A 16,798-nucleotide genomic window follows, 5' to 3' on the forward strand; every position below is an offset into this window, starting at 1 on the left:
CATGTGGAAGCCGGATATCGCTGATGTCTTCCGGCACTACTACCCCGAGGTTGACGTAAAGGACCGGGACGGCTGGCAGAAGATCCACTGTCCCGAGCACCCCGAAGAGAATCCGTCAGCGTCGGTTAGTTCATTCAAGAACCGCTGGCACTGCTTTGCCTGCGACATCAGCGAAGACAGCTACGACGTGATCATGCGAAAGGAAGGCATCGGGTTCCGTGCTGCTCAAGACTTCGCCGCAAGCCGCTTCCATGGTGGAGATAGCCCAGAGCTACAGCAAGAGCTACCAGGGAAGCCCAGCCGAGCAGTACATCAACCACCGCGGTTTGGGCAGTCTCGCCACTCCTCTGGGCTTCGGGTACGTCGCAGCCCCCGCTACGGGGCATGAAAAGCACCTGGGCCGCCTCGCCATCCCGTACATCAGGCCGGCCGGGGGAGAGCACGCCGTAGCGACCATCCGGTTCCGCTGCATCAACGAGACGTGCCTCAAGCACCCCGACGGCTCCTGGCGGGACGAGGAGCTGCACGAGGGCCACGGGAAGTACCAGAGCCTTCCCGGTTCCAAGCCACTGCTCTACAACACGCGGGCCCTCATCAAACCGTCCCGGTACCTCGGGCTCAGCGAGGGCGAGTTCGACGCCGCGAGCGCCGAGCTGGCCGACATCCCCACCGTAGGCGTCCCCGGCGTCAGCGGATGGCGAGACCACTTCGACCCCGCCTTCCTCGGATACGAGGTGGTCTTCGCCTTCACCGACGGCGACGAGCCCGGCGAGAAGTTCGTACACATGCTGGCCGAACGCCTCCCCAACGTCGTCCCCATCGAGTTCGGCAAGAAGTCGGACGTGAACAAGTTCGTGAACCAGCACGGGCCCAAGGCCCTCCGAGAGAAGTGCGGATTGGAATGAAGTACCAGATCGGCCAAACCGTCTACGTGCAACAGCACAAGGCAACCGTCGAGGCCGGCTACCCGGCACACACCAACGAAATCGACTTCTACGACCTGAAGTTCAGCGACGGACGCACGGTCGCGTTCCCGGACTACGAAATCACCCCGGAGCCACGAGTGGGATACGAGAAGCCCGACAACATCAACTCCCCGGCGCACTACACGCAGGGCAAGTACGAGGTCATCGACATCATCCAGGCGTCCATGAGCCACGAGGGCTTTCAGGGATACCTCCTCGGAAACATGACCAAGTACCTGCTCCGCTGCCAGTACAAGCACCAGGACGGCGGCTCCGAGGATCTGAAGAAGCTCATCTGGTACGCCGAGAAGTACATCGCCAACATCCGAGTGGAGACCGCATGAAGATTCTGACCATCGACCTTGAGACCTCCCCGAACCTCGCGCACGTCTGGGGTCTTTGGAATCAGAACGTGGGTATGAATCAGCTCCTCGAATCTGGTGAGGTCATCTGCTTCGCGGCGAAGTGGTACGACGCCAAGGACGTGAAGTTCTACAGCGCCCACGAGCACGGCAAAGCCGGGATGATCAATGCGGCTCACGAACTGCTCGAAGAAGCGGACACGGTGGTCCACTACAACGGCCAGCGATTCGACATACCCCACCTGAACCGGGAGTTCCTTGAGGCCGGCCTCGCGCCGCCGGCCCCGTTCGCTCAGGTCGATCTCCTCAAGGTCGTCAAGAAGCAGTTCAGGTTCCCGAGCAACAAGCTCGATTACGTCGTGCAGAAGCTCGGGATCGGCAAGAAGACCGCGCACACCGGCCACCAGCTCTGGGTGGACTGCCTCTCCGGAGACGAGAAGGCATGGCGGCTGATGCGGAAGTACAACTGCCAGGACGTGAAGGTCACCGAGTCCCTTTACGACTACCTGTTGCCGTGGATTCCGACCCACCCGAACCACAAGCTCTACGACGGCCAGGGCGACGAGCACCAGTGCCCGAACTGCGGGTCGGAGGACCTGAAGAAGGAAGGCCGGGCGTACACGGCCGTGAGCGTCTTCCAGCGCTACCGCTGCGAGGGGTGCGGGAAGTGGAGCCGAGGCAACAAGCGGCTCGACGCGTCCGAGATCACCACCATCAAGTAGGGGAACCATGCAGGACAACCAGATCGACTGGGAGCACCTTGCCGACCTGGCGGGCAAAGTCGCGTACGTCATTGCCGAGCGCTGGCACATCGTTGAAGCCGACGACGTGAAGCAGGCCATGTTGGAGCACGCTCTACGGGAGCGGAAGAACATCGCCCCCGTGGCCGACAACGAGCGCATGATGCGCAAGATTTTCTACACGGCCGGCCAGCGGTACGCGGCCCGAGAGCGCGTCTACCGAGACCTCATGGACGGCGAATACTTCTACACCGCGGACGAGGCCAGGAACGCTCTCAAGCTCCTGATCTACACCACGGATGAGTTCGCCAACATGATCGGCAAGAAGGACACGCTGAATCACTGCGAGATCACCGACAACCTTCACACGGCCCGGATGGAAGCCGAGGCCGGCCTGAAGAAGCTCAACGACCGGTATCAGAAGCTCCTCATGTCCCACTACGTCTTCGGACTGCCGATCGGGAGCGAGGCCGACAAGAAGGCGTGCCAGCGAGGCGTCATAGCCCTCTCGTACGAGATGAACCGCAGCATCCGCAGGAAGGCCGTGCACGCATGATGGAGACCACTCTCAAGTACCAGCGCGGTGACGTAGACGTGCAGGTCATCTTCGATGACGGGACTCTGAGCCCGATCTACCTCGGGGTTCACACTCCAGACGAATCCTTCGAGGTGAACATCGACCGGCAGGACATCGGCGCCATTCACCGAATGCTCCTCGCCGCAACGCAGTCCAACATCAACTTCTAAGGAGAGCCCTTGTTCAAGACCGAGACCGCAGAGACCGTCTTCAAGCGCACCTACTCTCGCAAGAAGCCGGACGGCTCCATGGAGAGCTGGCCCGAGACCGTACAGCGAGTCGTGGACGGCAACCTCGCCCTCGTACCCGAGCGCTACATCGAGGAAGGCGAGCGCCAGGCCCTCATTGATCTGATCCAGAACTTCCGGTTCCTGCCCGCAGGCCGCCACCTCAAGTCGAGCGGCGTCAACGACTTCGCACTGAACAACTGCTGGGCGTCCGGCTGGGACTCGACGGACCCCGCCGAGCACTTCCGCTTCACGCTCCTTCGCCTGGCCGAAGGCGGAGGCGTCGGCGCCAACTACAGCAGCCGGTACTTCCACCAGTTCCCGTCCATCGAGAACCGCGTCACCGTGCACATCGTGTGCGACCCCGCGCACCCCGATTACCTGGATCTGGCCGAGGCCGGAGTCATCAGCACCGAGTACGACTACGAGTGGGCCGGGGCCTACAGCGTGGAGGACAGCCGGGAAGGCTGGGCAGACGCCCTGGCCGACCTGATCAACACCGCGCACAACCCCGAGACCCGGCACGAGAACCGCGTCTACGACGTGAGCCGTGTCCGTCCCTCCGGAGCACCGCTGCGGAACTTCGGCGGCACCGCCTCGGGTCCGGTGCCCTTCGCCAAGATGATGGTGGAGGTCGGCAAGATCCTCACCGACGCGGCTGGCTGGCCGATGAACGGCATGGACGCCATGGCGATCGACCACCAGATTGCAATGGCCATCGTGGCAGGCGGAGTTCGGCGTTCTGCTCGCATGAGCATCATGGCCTGGGATGACCCGTTCATCTGGGAGTTCCTGAAGTGCAAGGGCGATCAGCTCGCCATGTGGACGACCAACATCAGCGTCGAGATCACCGACGAGTTCATGAAGGCCGTTGAGGGCGGCCAGGAGCACGCGGTGAAGGTCATGGAGGCCCTTGCCGAAGGCGCGCTGAAGAACGGCGAGCCGGGCTTCTGGAACAGCTCGCTGACAGCTGTCGGTGAGGTCGATGGGGTCTACACCACGAACCCCTGCGGGGAGGCGACGATCACCCCGTGGGAGCCGTGCAACCTGGGCTCGGTGAACCTCGGAGCGTTCGTCACGGACGGCAAGACGGACACGGCCGGCCTCTACGACGCTCACCGGCTCGCGACGCGCTACCTGATCCGTGCGACGTTCGCGACCGTGGCGGACTCCAAGTCCCAGGAGGCCATCACCAAGTACCGCAGGATCGGCGTCGGCCACTTGGGCTTCGCGGACTTCCTGTTCAAGCAGGGCATCAAGTACAGCCAGGCTCCCTACAATCCGCGGGTTCGCTCGGACCTGAAGTTCTTCGCACAGACGGTGGACCAGGCCGCGGCCGAGTACGCCAACGAGCTGCGCATCCCCGTTCCGATCAAGAAGCGGGTGATCGCACCCACCGGCACGACGAGCAAGCTCGCGTCCGTTTCGGGTGAGGGCATCCACGCTCCGTTCGCCGGTCACTTCCTGCGGCGCATCAGGTTCTCGGACCTGGAGCCCTCGGAGAAGGCTCAGGTCGAGGAGTACCGGAAGAAGGGGTACAAGGTGGAGCCGTGCGTGTACGGCGCCAACACGTCGGTGGTGGAGATCCCCACCGTTGACCCGCTCCTGGTGGAGCACCCCGAGCTGGCCGACGCGTTCGAGCACGCGGGGGAGTTGGACCTGGTGCAGATGCTCGCGGTGCAGGCGCTCTACCAGGAGGAGTGGGCAGACCAGGCCGTCTCCTACACGGCCTCCGTCGATCCGGAGAAGTACAGCCTGGACGATGTGAGCCGAGTCCTGCTCGGGTACATGCCGGAGCTGAAGGGGACCACCATCTTCCCGGAGATGAGCCGACCTCAGACGCCCTACGAGCGGATCTCGAAGGATCGCTATCTCGATGAAATCGCCATTGTTGGTGAAGCAGCATCGGATACCGGTTACGACGAGGTTTGCGCCTCCGGAGCCTGCCCCATTTGAGATTCTGTTCACATCACTTCAAGTTGAGATGTGACACTCAATCTGAGAGGATTCATTCATGAGCGAAAACCCCTTCGGAAACTCCCCCTGGGACGAGCCGAACACCGAGAACCAGAACAGCACCGAAACCCCCAAGGAGTCGCCGATGACCGCCACGACCACCGCCACCACTCAGGAAGGCGTCACGCTGAGCTTCAAGGGCGGCGAGGGCTATGACGCTTCGCTCCTGGTCCTCCGCGCCGCGACCATCGCGGACATGGACGCCATGCTCGACGAGGAGGCCGGCGCGCTCGCCTCGCTCATGAAGCGCATGGCCAAGATTCAGTCCTTCAACACGGAGTTGAACTTCAAGGACAAGGGCGCCAAGGCCAAGCCCGCAGGCAAGAACACCTTCTCGGGTGGCAAGGTCCAGAACTCCGCGGGCTCCGGTGAGCACCAGGGCGTACTCGACTGCGAGCACGGCCGCACGCACGTCGCCAAGAACGGCTGGGAGGCGTACTTCTGCAACGCCGACGAGCGCAAGGGCGAGGACAAGTGCCCGCCGAGCTTCCTCAACAAGAAGTCCGGCAAGTTCGAGCTGAAGAACTAACTCGTTCGCCCGCTCTGCAAGTTGGAATGTGACACGGGGGTCGGGTTCACCGGCCCGGCCCCCCGTCCCAAGGAGAACCACACGTGATCGTCAAGCCCATCGCGAGCACCCTGCTCGATGACTACGCGCTTCGGCAGATCGTTCCGGACTACGAGGTCCGGTCTGATCAGTTCGTGGCCGACGTGGACGCGCTGTCCGAGTTCGCCGGACGCAACTGCTACAAGGCGTGGGGCAAGAAGAACCCCAAGACAGCACAGAACCACGGCTACCTGGGGCAGATCCTCGACCACAAGCACTACAGCGTGCAGGAGCACGGGTCGGTGTCCTTCTACATCGACGGCGTGAGCCGGGCCCTCATGGCGGAGCTGACCCGGCACCGCCACCTCTCCTTCTCGATCAACAGCCAGCGCTACATCGACTACGCGAACACCGCGCCGGTAGTCCACCCGGCCTTCGAGGGCGACGAGATCGCCGTCGCTGACCTTCAAGAGCACTACAAGCAGTGCATCGCCAAGTACGAGGCCAAGGTCGCAGAGCTGAAGGACAAGGGCCTCAAGAACAAGCAGGCCCGCGAAGCGGCCCGGCAGTACCTCCCCGAGTGCGCTCCTGTCGGCATGGTCGTCACCGGCAACCTGCGGGCCTGGCGAGAGGTCATCGCCAAGAGGTTCCACGAGGCGGCCGATGCCGAAATCTGCCGACTGGCCTCCCTCCTTCTCTCCCACCTCAAGGTGATCGCCCCGGCCACCTTCCAGGACTTCTCCGACGAGCCCCTGACCTACGAACGGGGCGACGGCGAGAAGAAGCCCTGACCTGATGGCCGCACTGGTTGACGTACTGGCCTACTACCAATGCGACTGCGGATTCGCATTTGTTGACCAGTACCCCCGAGGCGAAGAAATCCAAATCCAGGCCGAATGCCCGGCCTGTGAAACCCCTGGAGCAAACGAATGAGCATGTGGTACACCACCAACGCCTATGAGCGCGAGAACTCCCTGATGGACCTGACGAACGTGCCTATTGAGAAGGTCACCGTTGAGGTCAAGGAAACGAACCAGGCCCTCATTCAGTCGCTCCGAGACCAGCTCGCCACCGAGTCCAAGAAGGCCCGTGAGGCGGAGGAGTCCAAGCGGTACTGGCTCAAGCGCTACGAGGCCGAGCGTGCCGGCCGTCTGGAGCTGGCGAAGAAGCAGCAGCAGGCAGGCAGCGGCCACCGGTACCTGCGCCTGGTCGAGCACCTTGCCCAGCGCAAGCGCGAGCTGAAGAACATCACCGAGGCCGCAGCCCAGGAGCGGGCCTGGGAAGAGGGCCTGGGTGCCGAGGTCCGCCTGAACGAGATCGAGACTGCCCTTGGGGTTGCTGGTGTTCGATAGCTGGGACGAAATCCCCCTCTGGGTCTACGACCACAACAACATGACCGTCGAGCGCCGCATCGGGCCCGACACCGCCGAGCCCGAGTTCCCCTCGATCCTCGAAGGGACCTACTGATGTTCGGAAACAAGTCAGAGCAGATCCGTCTTCTCCGCCTGGAGGTCGAGTTGGCCAATCAGCGATCAGGCCACTGGCAGAAGGTCAACGGCCGGCTCAACGAGTACATCGACGGCCTAGAAGCCGAACTGGACATCGCAGTCCAGGAGTACACGGAGCTGGAAGCCAAGTACAACGCGCTCATCACGGAGCGTGAGGCCACGCAGCCCGCGGAGCCCCCTTTTTTGAGCCCACAAAGTTGGGATGTGACACACGGAGGATTTGAATGAAGGTCATCAACTACGCCATCAACGGCTCCGAAGTCCGCATCAACGTAGTTGAGACTGAAGACGACCTCCCCGAGTTCCGCCGCTTTGTGGTGAACAACCGTCGAGCCCTGGGCTTCGACACCGAGACCGACGGCCTCTCCTGGTGGGAGGACGGGTTCCGTATCCGCCTTGCTCAGTTCGGCAACGCACACGAGAGCTTCGTCCTCCCCACGGAGAGGGGCGGCCTCTTCCAGGAAGACGCCATCAAGGCCGTTGGCTGGGTTGAGAAGTTGGCCATGCAGAACGGGACCTACGACATCCTCTGCATGGATCGAGTCTGGGGGGTGCCGGCCGAGACCGTCTTCCCCCGGCTCATCGACTCCCGCATCGTCGCCCACCTCGTAGACAGCCGAGGCCGGAAAGACGGCGGCATAGGTCACTCGCTCGAAGAACTCACCCGCCACTACGTCTCCGCCACGGTGGCCGATGAGGTGAAGGCGAGCATGACCGTCATCGCCAAGGAGCTGAAGGTCAAGAAGGCCGAGGTCTGGCCCGTCATCCCCCTGGACCACGAGGGCTACAACCTCTACGCCGGGATGGACCCGATCCTCGCCTTCCGCCTGGTGAAGCTCCTCAAGCCCAAGATTCCGACCACGGCCCGCAAGCTCATCCGCTACGAACACGAACTGGCAGCCGCCTGCGCCTACATGGTGCGGCGCGGCATCAAGGCCGACGTGCCGTACATCGAGGAGCGAGCAGCCGAGCTGGCCTCCACGGAGCACCACTTCAAGGACATCGCGGCGAAGCTCGGGCTGGAGAACATCAACAGCCCCATGCAGGTCGGGGCAGCCGTCATCAGCCGGGGCATCATCCCCACCGAGCGGACCCCCACCGGCCAGCCCAAGGTGGACGACCACCTTCTGAAAGCCCACATCGAGGACCCGCTCTGCGAGGCCATCTACCAGGGCAAGAAGGCGGCCAAGGCCAAGAGCACGTGGTTCGACAACGCGCTGAACAACCGGGACTCGCAAGATCGGCTGCACGCCTCGATCAACTCAACCGGCGCCAGGACAGCACGGATGTCCATATCCGGGGCGATCCCGGCCCAGACGTTTCCCTCCGGGGACTCGTTGGTCAGGCGAGGGTTCATAGCCGATCCAGGTATGACCATCTGCGCCGTGGACTACAAGGCCCAGGAGCTTCGAGTCCTGGCCGCCCTGTCGGGAGACAAGGCGATGAAGAAGGCGTTCCGCGAGGAAGCCGACCTTCACCAGATCACCGCGGATGCCGCCGAAGTCGATCGCAAGACCGGGAAGATGACCAACTTCCTCACGGTCTACGGAGGCGGGCCGGCCGCACTGATGAGCCAGGCCGGCGTCACTCGGGAAGTCGCTGAACGAGCCATCAAGGGATTCTTCAAGGTCTTCCCTGGCGTCGAGCAGTATTCCGAGGAACTTCAGCGCGAAGCGCGCCGCAAGGGCTACATCACCACGAACACGGGCCGACGCCTGTACGTGGACAAGAAGCGCCCGTACGCCGCCCTGAACTACGCCGTACAAAGCGCATCCAGGGACGTGACCGGCAGGGCAATCCTCCGACTCATGGAAGCAGGATTCGGCCCCTTCATGCTCTTGCCGGTTCACGATGAAGTGATCTTCCAATTCCCGGAAGAAGACGCACTCAGGGCCACACAAAAGGCCGCTCAGATCATGAAGGAAGTCATGAGCGGCGTACTCATCGACACCGACGTGTCGGTCTACGGAAAGAGCTGGGGTTGCGGATACATGGCCGAAGGCCAGTTCTGCGATCTCTGCAACACGATTCACCAGGAGGCAGCATGAGCGAGATGGACGGCTTCGAGGAGCTGATAGGCGACTTCGCCAAGGAGATGGAGAACAAGGCCCTGGAGCACGTTGCGACCACCGCGTTCAAGGCCGCCCGGCTCTGCGGGCTGGTCATGAAGGAAGCCAAGGAATGGGGCGTCCCCAAGGACCTCGCAGAGGGCATGGCCGCGGACGTGTGGCAGATCATCATGATCCCGGCCGGCACTCAGGTTGTGGAGGCCAGCGAATGAGCTACGCGGACTACTACGTCGAGGGCGACGAGTACGGCCACACCGCCCTCATCCACGACGAGAGCGGAGAAACCGTGGCCGAAGGAGGCTGCACCTGCTGTGCGGGCAACGAGGTCACGCTGCAAATGCTGATCGACTCCGCCGACTACGACCAGAGGAAGCGCGAGGCCGCGAAGTGACCCGATACCTGCTTTTCACGTCCCCCCTCTGCGTCCCCTGCAAGCGCATGAAACCCCTGATCGCCCAGGAAGCCATCGTGGCCGATGTCGTCATTGACGGCGTGAACGTGATGGATGACCCGGACGCCAAGCGACTTCTCTTCGAGATTTCCTCCGTACCGACCCTTCTCGCGTACAACGAGGAAGGAGAGCTGGAAAGGCTCGTCGGAATGAAGTCGCAGGCCGATCTCGTGAAGTTCTTCCAGGACACCAAGTGAAGGATCTCGATGCACGCCCAGACTGGGACACATACTTCCTCGGAATCGCTACGGCTGTCGCTGCACGAGGCGATTGTTGCCGGTGCCGTGTCGGAGCTGTGGTGGTCGGCCCTGACCGGCGAATCGTATCTACGGGATACAACGGATCGTATCCAGGCGGCCCGTCGTGCAGTGCTGGAGAATGCCCGCGCTGCCTCTCGGAAATCCCCTCCGGCACCTCATACGAGGACTGTGTTGAAACACATGCCGAGGCGAACGCACTCCTCTATGCCGACTGGTCATCCTGCCAAGGCTCCACAATCTACATAACCCGCTCAGCATGTAAGGACTGCTCGAAGCTCATCAAGTCCGCTGGGGTTCATCGGATCGTGTACCAGGATCAGGGAAAGGTTGTCGAGCTTCGGCTCCGGTAGGTAGGCTAGGTCGTAGTTGGGTTGTGACACTTCAGCTACGGCCCGCCTCATTACTTGGAGCACTCGTGGAAATCGTGCAGGTCGTCAGGCTCACAGTCGAGGGTGACACCTACGAGGGCGAGGTCGATGACCTCGAAAAGGTCAAGAACCTCACCAAGCTCGAAGAGGACTACAACCAGGCCCGACAGGCTCTCCTCGATGCCCTGGGCGAGTACGGGATCAGCACCAGCTCGACGGGCCCGTCCTTCACCGCCCGGCCGGCCTCCGGCAAGAAGGCCGCCTCCGGCCCCGACGCCGCAGACGTGAGGGCCTGGGCCGCGACGCTCACCAAGCCGTCCCTGCCTCTCTCCGCACAGGGCCGCATCCCGGCCTGGGTGAACGAGGCATTCGAGCGGAAGCTCAAGGGCGATGCGCTCGACAAGCACGCCCGCGAGAACGCCTCCTCGGACTTCCTGAAGAAGTACGAGGACGCCAACAAGAAGAAGTGACCACAGCAGTGTGAAGGGCCCCCTCTCCGGAGGGGGCCCTTCTCGTGCATGGCCGGTTCCAACTGTCCGGAACCCGATGCAGTCTTGACTCAGCTCACGCTCCACGGTGATGTTCGTGCAACAAAGCGCAACTGACTCGACGCGGGAGAGGTAGCCATGTCTCTACTGTTCTTCGGCAAGGACCCCAACTCAGACGGTGACGAGTGCCCTTCGGTGTTCGTGGACGACCAGAACGCCAACCTCGTCTTCCAGGGCTGGAAGGGCGATGCGGAGACCCGTGCCCAGGCCAGGGTGCACGGTTCGATCCCGGACACGGAAGACGTGATTCGTGTACCGGCCAGCATGGTTGATCAGATCAGGAAGGCGTGCGATGAAGCAGAGCGGCGGGCAACAGCCGAGCTTCGCTGAGATGCTGGCGGACTGCCACAAGTCCGCGGTGCACCTGGAGATGCGCGACTCGTATGGCATCGCCTCGGAGTCCACCGACTTCCAGGCGTGGCTCGCCGGAGACGACAGCAGTCGGCACGACCGCACCGGACGCCGAAAGGCATGGCTCGACCTCGTGAGAGAAGCCACCGGCCGTGGCGTCGTGATGCGCCGCGCCCGCGTCGTCTCCATGCCGGCCTCGCCGTACATCAAGTTCTCCTACGCAGGCACCTACCTCAACATCGAGGCAGGAGAACAGGTGCGCTGGCTCTCGCGACGACAGGCGTCGGACCTCGCCCTGCCGGGCAACGATTTCTGGCTCTTCGATGAGCGAGTGGTCAGGTTCAACCACTTCACCGGAGAAGGAGGCTCGGGCGGCCCCGAGGTGACGGATGACCCCGCCATCGCCGCCCTGTGCTCGTCCGCATTCGAGTCCGTGTGGGAACGGGCCACCGCGCACGAGGAGTTCGAGGTCAACTAAATCACGCAGACATCAGCCAGCCCATGCAATCTTCACCGCTGTCCAGCGTCGAGAGCGCCCGCAAGTCCGTTGCCAATCGGCTCCGAGACCTGCGCTTGGACGCAGGTCTGACGATGCAAGGGCTGGCTGATGCGTGTCGTTGGAGCAACAAGTCCAAGGTCTCTCGGATCGAGTCCGTCAAGCAGACACCCACGGACTCAGACATCCGCGCCTGGTGCGCCGCGTGCGAGGTACCGGAACAGGCCCCAGACCTGATCGCCGCCACCCGTGATGCAGGGACCATGTATGTCGAGTGGCGCCGGTTGGAGCGCACCGGACTCCGCCGTCTTCAGGAGTCCGGCGTCCCGCTCTACGAGCGCACCAGACGCTTTCGCACCTACGCCACCCGCTTGATTCCAGGCACTCTCCAGACGGAGAACTACGCCCGCGCCCTCCTGTCCACCATCGCCGCCTTCCGTGGAATCCCTGACGACTCAGCGGAGGCCGCTCGGGCGCGCGTTGAGCGAGCGCAAGTCGTCTACAAGGCGGGTCGGCACTTCGCCTTCGTCATCGAAGAGGACGTGCTGTACTTCCGGCACGGCAGCCGAGCCGACATGGCTGCCCAACTCCAAGCGCTCCTTGATGTGATGCCGCGACAGAACGTTTCCTTGGGCGTGATCCCGCGAGGCGCCGAGCGGGCCGACGTGTGGGGCCAGGAGACGTTCACGATGTTCGATGACGATCGCGTGCACGTCGAGCTGCTGACCGCCAAGGTGACCGTCACGCAGCCTTCCGAGATCAACCTGTACGCCAGGGCCTTCGAGCGGCTGTCAGACATGGCCGCCTATGGAGCCGAGGCCAGGGCCATGATCAATGCCGCGATTAGCTCTCTCGGGTAAGTCGCTCGCAACAAATCGCAACATCGTGGACCGGCACCTTCCACGCTTCCTACCTTCAAGTCACCGCTCACGAACAAGCGTTGAAGGTGGCGAAGTGATGACTACCTCTAGCCCTGTGGCTGCGGCTCAGCCGTTGGGGAGAAGCCGGAAAGACACCGCGAAGATCATCGCGGACAACGCTGTGCCCGAGGTGCAGCAGGCCCTCAAGCTCATGGGGCTCTCCGGGGCTGCTGCGTACGCGGCCGGCCTGAGCGAGAAGGACGGCAAGCCCGAGGGGCTGGTCCACATCTCCATGGGGGCCGCGGACGCCTACGACCTGGCCCGCTGGGTCGAGCGGCACATCACCGCTGAGGAAGCCGCCGCCCTCCGTGACCACCCGGAGGCGAAGGAGTGAAGCCCGCGAACACCACCGAGGAGTTCCTTCACCCCGGACAGGTTCGGGTGGGAGACCTCTTCGAATTCGACGGGGCCTGGTACCCCGTACAGGACATGGTGTCTGGCAACGGCGGCACCAAGATCCTGCACTTCCTCGGCAAGGCCCCGTACGTCATGTCGCAGCCCGAGATCGTCTATCGGCCCATGACGCACACCGGTACCTCGAAGGTCTGGGGCAGTCTCCTGCCCCCGTGAGCGGTCCTCGCCATTCCGACAGCAGTCGGGCTCATCCTCGGTGCGCTCAGTCTCGCGATCACGCGTCCATAAGTTCCCGCCCCGGCCGGTCAGGGCCGAGGCGGGTTGCGAGTGCACCACCGCCAAGGGAGGCGCCCTTGGCAGCGCTTGAGGAGGCATAGCCCATGACGCTCAAGGAAGCACTGCTCCGCCAGGCTACCCCGCAGGGCGGCGACGACGAGCCCGACAACACCGACATCGAAGACGGTGACGGTCAGGGCGGCAGTGGCTCCCCCGGCCACTGATCAGAAGTAGATCCACCATGACGGCCCCCGGTTCACGCCGGGGGCTTGTCAGTGTCGAGAAATAGGCTCCCGCACATGCCACAGCACCTCACTGGTACTGCCTCCCGTCTCATCATCGGGAAACTCCTGTACGACTGGGATCACCAGGACTACTGCCTCATCGCCTACACCGGCCTGGACAACATGGGAGTCGTAGGGACTTTCCCCGACGCCAACGGCGACGCCCCGGACCTGTGGTCGATCGCCGCTCGGCACGAGTCGCAGAAGGCGGACTATGAGGACCTGGGGAGGTGGTGTCTCTGTACCGGCTGGGCGCTGAGCAGCAAACCCCGAGACACCTGGATCGAGGTCACGAACCAGCCGTGGAAGCTGGAAGTCCGCAACACCCTCAAAGAGATCAAGCCCCACCAGTACGGGAACACCGCCTACGGCTGGAAGGGCGTGCACGTCGGGGTGCTCACCGTGGACGACCCGGACGTGATCAAGCAGGCGCACGCGTTGCTGTCGTAGCCCTCCCAGGTCCGCCCCCAGTCCAACCCCCTCTGGACTGGGGGTTAGTTCATTCACGCAAGTTGGGATGTGACACTCGTGCTACAGTCGTAGACATGGGAAGGCCCCTCCCGAAGGAGGGGCCCACGTTCGCGAAGGAAGTTGGACTGTGACACACGAGGTGCGCACCGAAGAGGAGTGCTGGGACCACTTCTGGAACGTCGTCGCCAAGCTGACGATCAAGTACGCCGACCAGCTCTCCGAGCGTCAGGCCGCCGCAACCGCCTCGGGCGGCGCCTCCCACATCGGATAGACCTCACACTTGGTCTTCGGGTCACGACCCCGATTCACCCTGATCGTCCGCACCAAAGACTTGATCATCTCCCGCTGCTCCGAAGGCTCAGCGATGTCGTACACATCCAACACGCTCGTGAATGCCTCCACGGCCGGCCGCGGAATGATCACCGGCTTGTTCTTGATCTCCTTCTCCAGCTCAGACTTCTCCGACCTGAGCTTGGCCCGCTCCGTCTCATACTCCGCCCTCCGGCGTCGAGCAGACTCCTTCGAGATCAAGTCATCCATCACGGCGTCCGTCAGCTTGTCCTCAAGGGCCTGAAGCTCCTTCAGTCGAGCCTTGATCACCGTCAGCCTCAAACCGGCCTCAGACGGCTTCTCCCGGCCTTCCTGAGCCTGCACCTCGGCAACCCTCGCAGGCAGACTCTCGGCCTCGTCAGGGCGCTCCTTGGCCCTCTCCTCCAGCCACGTCCGGAACGATTTCGTCGCCGTCTCCAAGGTCACGTACACCCCGCCTATCGGGCAGTCCTTGAACTTCATGTGACGAGTGCACCGGAACAGCACATCGAACGGATCAGGCTGACCGTTCTTCCACGGCCGCTGCACCTTCTTGGCTCGCATCATCGAGTGCATGTTGCTGCCGCAGCCAGGGCACGACAGCACCCCCGACATGCTGTACTTCGCCTTGTGATCGTGCGCCTTATCGTCCGCACTCTTCCCCTTTAGGCGACGAGCAACGTAGGCATCCCAAATCTGCTCACACTCAACCGGATCATCGAAGCACGCCTCGTGCTTGCCCTTGACGTACAGGTACGCGGTGATGTCCCGGTGAGCGCTCTTGCGCTTGGTCTTGGTCGTCCCGTCTTCCTTCGTGATGACCTCGTACAGCTCCTCCGGCAACGTGTACCGGACGAATCCGAGGCCGAAGCCCGAGTCCAAGATCGAGTACAGGTCCCCGGCGTCGATCGGCCGGCCCGTCCAGTTCACGTACCCATTCATCCGCAACCAAAGGACCATGGCACGAGCGGAAACGCCCTTGGCCGCATCCCTATATAGGCGGGCCAGAACCGGGTTCATCTTCGGATCACGCTTCAGGATGCCGTCCTTGCAGCGATGGCACTTGTCCATCGGCTTCCCCGGCACCGGGGGCGGGCAGAAATCGCACCGGTAGTAACCAAACTTGCCCCGGCCCGCCGAACCGTGCGGCAGGCCGTTGTTCATCCGGCGCGTGATCACGTCCTTCCACATGTCCGACTTCTGGTTCGACTCAAGCTCGGCAATGTTGAGCATCTGAGCGATGGCGAAGCGGCCAATGGTGGTCTTGCCGTCGAAGTCTTCCTTGGCGGCACGGACCTCGATGCCGTAGGCAAGAAGATCGTCAAGGTGCTGAAGGGACTCGCGAAGGTTGCGCCCGAAGCGGGACCAGATCCAGAGGATCAGAACGTCAAACTCTTTGTTCCGAGCCATCTCCTTGATCTCAGCGATCTTCCGGTCCTCGAAATGGCGACCGGACTCACCAAGATCCATGATGGGCTCGATGATGACTTCGAAGTCATTGTGATCGGCCAGGGTCTGGCAGTGGCCAACCTGAAGCTCGGGGCTGATCATGTCCGCGCGGGCCACAGAAACCCGGACATAGATGATCGCCCGCTTCTTACGCCGGAACGTAGCGGGGATCTCGTCCTCGGGCAGGGGACGCAGACGTATTGGTGCAGGTGCGGGTGCCACGGAAGTCACGCCTCTCGACGCTAGGCGACAGATTTATCCGTCGCTTAGGGTCGAAAGACCTGCACAGCGGTGCCTTAAGCCCCGTAGTGCATCCCCGGAGCGACGAAGGACGCGCCGAACATGGCGACCACGTGCTGCGCGCCGAGGCCGGCGGTCCGCGGCCACGAGAGCCGCTCGTCGGGCCGGACGACGGCCCCAGGGGCGGGGGTGCGCCCGTCACCGTGCAGGGTCCAGCGCACGCCGAGGCCCATGGAAGCTCCCGAAGGTCATGTGAGGGGGGTGATGATCCGGTTCATGCTAAGCCGGGCCGGACGGTGCTCCGGCCCACCCGGCCCCGCCCGCCGCTCCCCGGCCCGTCCGCCGGCCCTCCGACCCGTCCGCCGCCCCGGGGACTTGCTGCAACCGGCGCAATCAGTCGCCCGTAGGACTGTATGACCGTCCTTCCATGCTGTCCTCCGCCCCACGCACGGTATCGGTGCCATTGTCCGATTCCTGCAACTCAGGAGAAAACACATGCGTAAGCTCGCCGGCCGCGCCGCGGCCGCTGCCATCATCGCCGCAGTCGCCATCGTTCCGGCCGCCGGAGTGGCTCAGGCCGCCCCTGCCACGCCGGCTGTCGCCTTCCACGACGACGACCACGACCGTGACGGCCGCGACCACGGACGTGACCACGGCCGCGACAACGGCCGCGACCACGACCACGGCCGCGACAACCACCACAACGGCGGCTGGGGCGGCCACCACGACCACAACGGCTGGAACGGCGGCCACCACAACCACAACGGCTGGGGCGGCGGCCACCACCGCGACCACGACGACTGCGACCACGGCTGGGGCTGGGACGACTGGGGCTGGGGCGGCTGGGGCGGCGGCCACCACCGCGGCGGCCACGGCGGCTGGGACGACGACTGCCACCGCAGCTGCGGCGGCCACCACCACGGTGGCTGGGGCGGCTGGGGCGGCGGCTGGGGCATCCTCGGCGGCATCTTCTAGTCACACCTGTTCCTCAGGACCACGGCGCGGGCCGT

General features: G+C 63.5%; 26 protein-coding genes and 2 pseudogenes. 26 read left to right on the forward strand and 2 right to left on the reverse strand.

All coding sequences use genetic code 11. The features are described from left to right. Position 1: 1 nt before the first annotated feature. The 25 genes and pseudogenes from V7793_RS38100 to V7793_RS05150 form a co-directional block, all read left to right on the forward strand. Positions 2–190, forward strand: a pseudogene (locus V7793_RS38100) (CHC2 zinc finger domain-containing protein); the annotation flags it as partial. Positions 191–218: 28 nt separating this feature from the next. Continuing rightward, positions 219–905, forward strand: coding sequence for a toprim domain-containing protein (locus tag V7793_RS05040; protein WP_335581682.1), 687 nt, complete (start codon positions 219–221; stop codon positions 903–905). Next, positions 902–1,309, forward strand: coding sequence for a DUF3310 domain-containing protein (locus V7793_RS05045; protein WP_335581683.1), 408 nt, complete (start codon positions 902–904; stop codon positions 1,307–1,309). The genes V7793_RS05040 and V7793_RS05045 overlap by 4 nt, the downstream gene beginning before the upstream one ends. Continuing rightward, complete coding sequence (locus V7793_RS05050; RefSeq protein WP_335581684.1) at positions 1,306–2,049, forward strand: ribonuclease H-like domain-containing protein; 744 nt, start codon at positions 1,306–1,308, stop codon at positions 2,047–2,049. The genes V7793_RS05045 and V7793_RS05050 overlap by 4 nt, the downstream gene beginning before the upstream one ends. Before the next feature lie 7 nt (positions 2,050–2,056). Then, positions 2,057–2,623 carry a hypothetical protein gene (locus tag V7793_RS05055; protein WP_335581685.1) on the forward strand — a complete coding sequence of 189 codons (567 nt, stop codon included), beginning with the start codon at positions 2,057–2,059 and terminating at the stop codon, positions 2,621–2,623. Next, the gene (locus V7793_RS05060; protein ID WP_335581686.1) at positions 2,620–2,814 is read left to right on the forward strand and encodes a hypothetical protein; all 195 of its coding nucleotides are present in this window, start codon (positions 2,620–2,622) and stop codon (positions 2,812–2,814) included. Before V7793_RS05055 ends, V7793_RS05060 begins: the two co-directional genes overlap by 4 nt. 9 nt (positions 2,815–2,823) lie before the next feature. Then, positions 2,824–4,827 carry a ribonucleoside-triphosphate reductase, adenosylcobalamin-dependent gene (nrdJ, locus tag V7793_RS05065; RefSeq protein ID WP_335581687.1) on the forward strand — a complete coding sequence of 668 codons (2,004 nt, stop codon included), beginning with the start codon at positions 2,824–2,826 and terminating at the stop codon, positions 4,825–4,827. A 58-nt stretch (positions 4,828–4,885) separates the two neighbouring features. Then, positions 4,886–5,416, forward strand: a complete 531-nt coding sequence (locus tag V7793_RS05070; RefSeq protein WP_335581688.1) for a hypothetical protein — start codon at positions 4,886–4,888, stop codon at positions 5,414–5,416. 83 nt (positions 5,417–5,499) lie between these two features. Continuing rightward, positions 5,500–6,225, forward strand: coding sequence for an FAD-dependent thymidylate synthase (thyX, locus tag V7793_RS05075; RefSeq protein ID WP_335581689.1), 726 nt, complete (start codon positions 5,500–5,502; stop codon positions 6,223–6,225). A gap of 138 nt (positions 6,226–6,363) precedes the next feature. Beyond that, positions 6,364–6,786 carry a hypothetical protein gene (locus V7793_RS05080; RefSeq protein WP_335581690.1) on the forward strand — a complete coding sequence of 141 codons (423 nt, stop codon included), beginning with the start codon at positions 6,364–6,366 and terminating at the stop codon, positions 6,784–6,786. Continuing rightward, positions 6,776–6,901: a hypothetical protein gene (locus V7793_RS05085; RefSeq protein ID WP_335581691.1), complete on the forward strand. Its 126-nt coding sequence runs from the start codon at positions 6,776–6,778 to the stop codon at positions 6,899–6,901. The genes V7793_RS05080 and V7793_RS05085 overlap by 11 nt, the downstream gene beginning before the upstream one ends. After that, entirely contained in the window at positions 6,901–7,170 is a 270-nt protein-coding gene (locus tag V7793_RS05090; protein WP_335581692.1) for a hypothetical protein, read from the forward strand. Before V7793_RS05085 ends, V7793_RS05090 begins: the two co-directional genes overlap by 1 nt. Then, positions 7,167–8,990 carry a DNA polymerase gene (locus tag V7793_RS05095; protein ID WP_335581693.1) on the forward strand — a complete coding sequence of 608 codons (1,824 nt, stop codon included), beginning with the start codon at positions 7,167–7,169 and terminating at the stop codon, positions 8,988–8,990. Before V7793_RS05090 ends, V7793_RS05095 begins: the two co-directional genes overlap by 4 nt. After that, the gene (locus V7793_RS05100) at positions 8,987–9,223 is read left to right on the forward strand and encodes a hypothetical protein (protein ID WP_335581694.1); all 237 of its coding nucleotides are present in this window, start codon (positions 8,987–8,989) and stop codon (positions 9,221–9,223) included. Before V7793_RS05095 ends, V7793_RS05100 begins: the two co-directional genes overlap by 4 nt. Beyond that, a complete protein-coding gene (locus V7793_RS05105; RefSeq protein WP_335581695.1) occupies positions 9,220–9,402 on the forward strand; it encodes a hypothetical protein in 183 nt (60 codons plus the stop codon). Before V7793_RS05100 ends, V7793_RS05105 begins: the two co-directional genes overlap by 4 nt. After that, positions 9,399–9,659, forward strand: a complete 261-nt coding sequence (locus tag V7793_RS05110; RefSeq protein ID WP_335581696.1) for a thioredoxin family protein — start codon at positions 9,399–9,401, stop codon at positions 9,657–9,659. Before V7793_RS05105 ends, V7793_RS05110 begins: the two co-directional genes overlap by 4 nt. After that, a complete protein-coding gene (locus V7793_RS38105; protein WP_443057841.1) occupies positions 9,656–10,072 on the forward strand; it encodes a deoxycytidylate deaminase in 417 nt (138 codons plus the stop codon). The genes V7793_RS05110 and V7793_RS38105 overlap by 4 nt, the downstream gene beginning before the upstream one ends. 65 nt (positions 10,073–10,137) lie before the next feature. After that, entirely contained in the window at positions 10,138–10,560 is a 423-nt protein-coding gene (locus V7793_RS05115) for a hypothetical protein (RefSeq protein WP_335581697.1), read from the forward strand. Between the two features lie 156 nt (positions 10,561–10,716). After that, complete coding sequence (locus tag V7793_RS05120) at positions 10,717–10,968, forward strand: hypothetical protein (protein WP_335581698.1); 252 nt, start codon at positions 10,717–10,719, stop codon at positions 10,966–10,968. Beyond that, a complete protein-coding gene (locus V7793_RS05125) occupies positions 10,931–11,467 on the forward strand; it encodes a DUF6879 family protein (protein WP_335581699.1) in 537 nt (178 codons plus the stop codon). Before V7793_RS05120 ends, V7793_RS05125 begins: the two co-directional genes overlap by 38 nt. Before the next feature lie 23 nt (positions 11,468–11,490). Beyond that, the gene (locus V7793_RS05130; RefSeq protein ID WP_335581700.1) at positions 11,491–12,345 is read left to right on the forward strand and encodes a helix-turn-helix domain-containing protein; all 855 of its coding nucleotides are present in this window, start codon (positions 11,491–11,493) and stop codon (positions 12,343–12,345) included. Positions 12,346–12,526: 181 nt separating this feature from the next. Further along, positions 12,527–12,739, forward strand: a complete 213-nt coding sequence (locus V7793_RS05135; RefSeq protein ID WP_335581701.1) for a hypothetical protein — start codon at positions 12,527–12,529, stop codon at positions 12,737–12,739. After that, positions 12,736–12,975, forward strand: a complete 240-nt coding sequence (locus V7793_RS05140; protein ID WP_335581702.1) for a hypothetical protein — start codon at positions 12,736–12,738, stop codon at positions 12,973–12,975. Before V7793_RS05135 ends, V7793_RS05140 begins: the two co-directional genes overlap by 4 nt. A gap of 359 nt (positions 12,976–13,334) precedes the next feature. Continuing rightward, a complete protein-coding gene (locus tag V7793_RS05145; protein WP_335581703.1) occupies positions 13,335–13,769 on the forward strand; it encodes a hypothetical protein in 435 nt (144 codons plus the stop codon). A gap of 148 nt (positions 13,770–13,917) precedes the next feature. Beyond that, positions 13,918–14,061, forward strand: coding sequence for a hypothetical protein (locus tag V7793_RS05150; protein WP_335581704.1), 144 nt, complete (start codon positions 13,918–13,920; stop codon positions 14,059–14,061). Here the strand turns inward: V7793_RS05150 and V7793_RS05155 are convergent. Beyond that, positions 14,016–15,779: a recombinase family protein gene (locus tag V7793_RS05155; RefSeq protein ID WP_335581705.1), complete on the reverse strand. Its 1,764-nt coding sequence runs from the start codon at positions 15,777–15,779 to the stop codon at positions 14,016–14,018. The two genes, V7793_RS05150 and V7793_RS05155, sit on opposite strands and share 46 nt — an antisense overlap. A gap of 86 nt (positions 15,780–15,865) precedes the next feature. Then, a pseudogene (locus V7793_RS05160) lies at positions 15,866–16,021 on the reverse strand (nitrate reductase); the annotation flags it as partial. 262 nt (positions 16,022–16,283) lie between these two features. Between V7793_RS05160 and V7793_RS05165 the strand changes: the two are divergent. Further along, entirely contained in the window at positions 16,284–16,763 is a 480-nt protein-coding gene (locus V7793_RS05165) for a hypothetical protein (RefSeq protein ID WP_335581706.1), read from the forward strand. The last annotated feature ends 35 nt before the right edge of the window (positions 16,764–16,798 follow it).

The sequence above is a fragment of the Streptomyces sp. KLMMK genome, assembly GCF_036961605.1.
GTDB classification, from domain to species: domain Bacteria; phylum Actinomycetota; class Actinomycetes; order Streptomycetales; family Streptomycetaceae; genus Streptomyces; species Streptomyces telluris.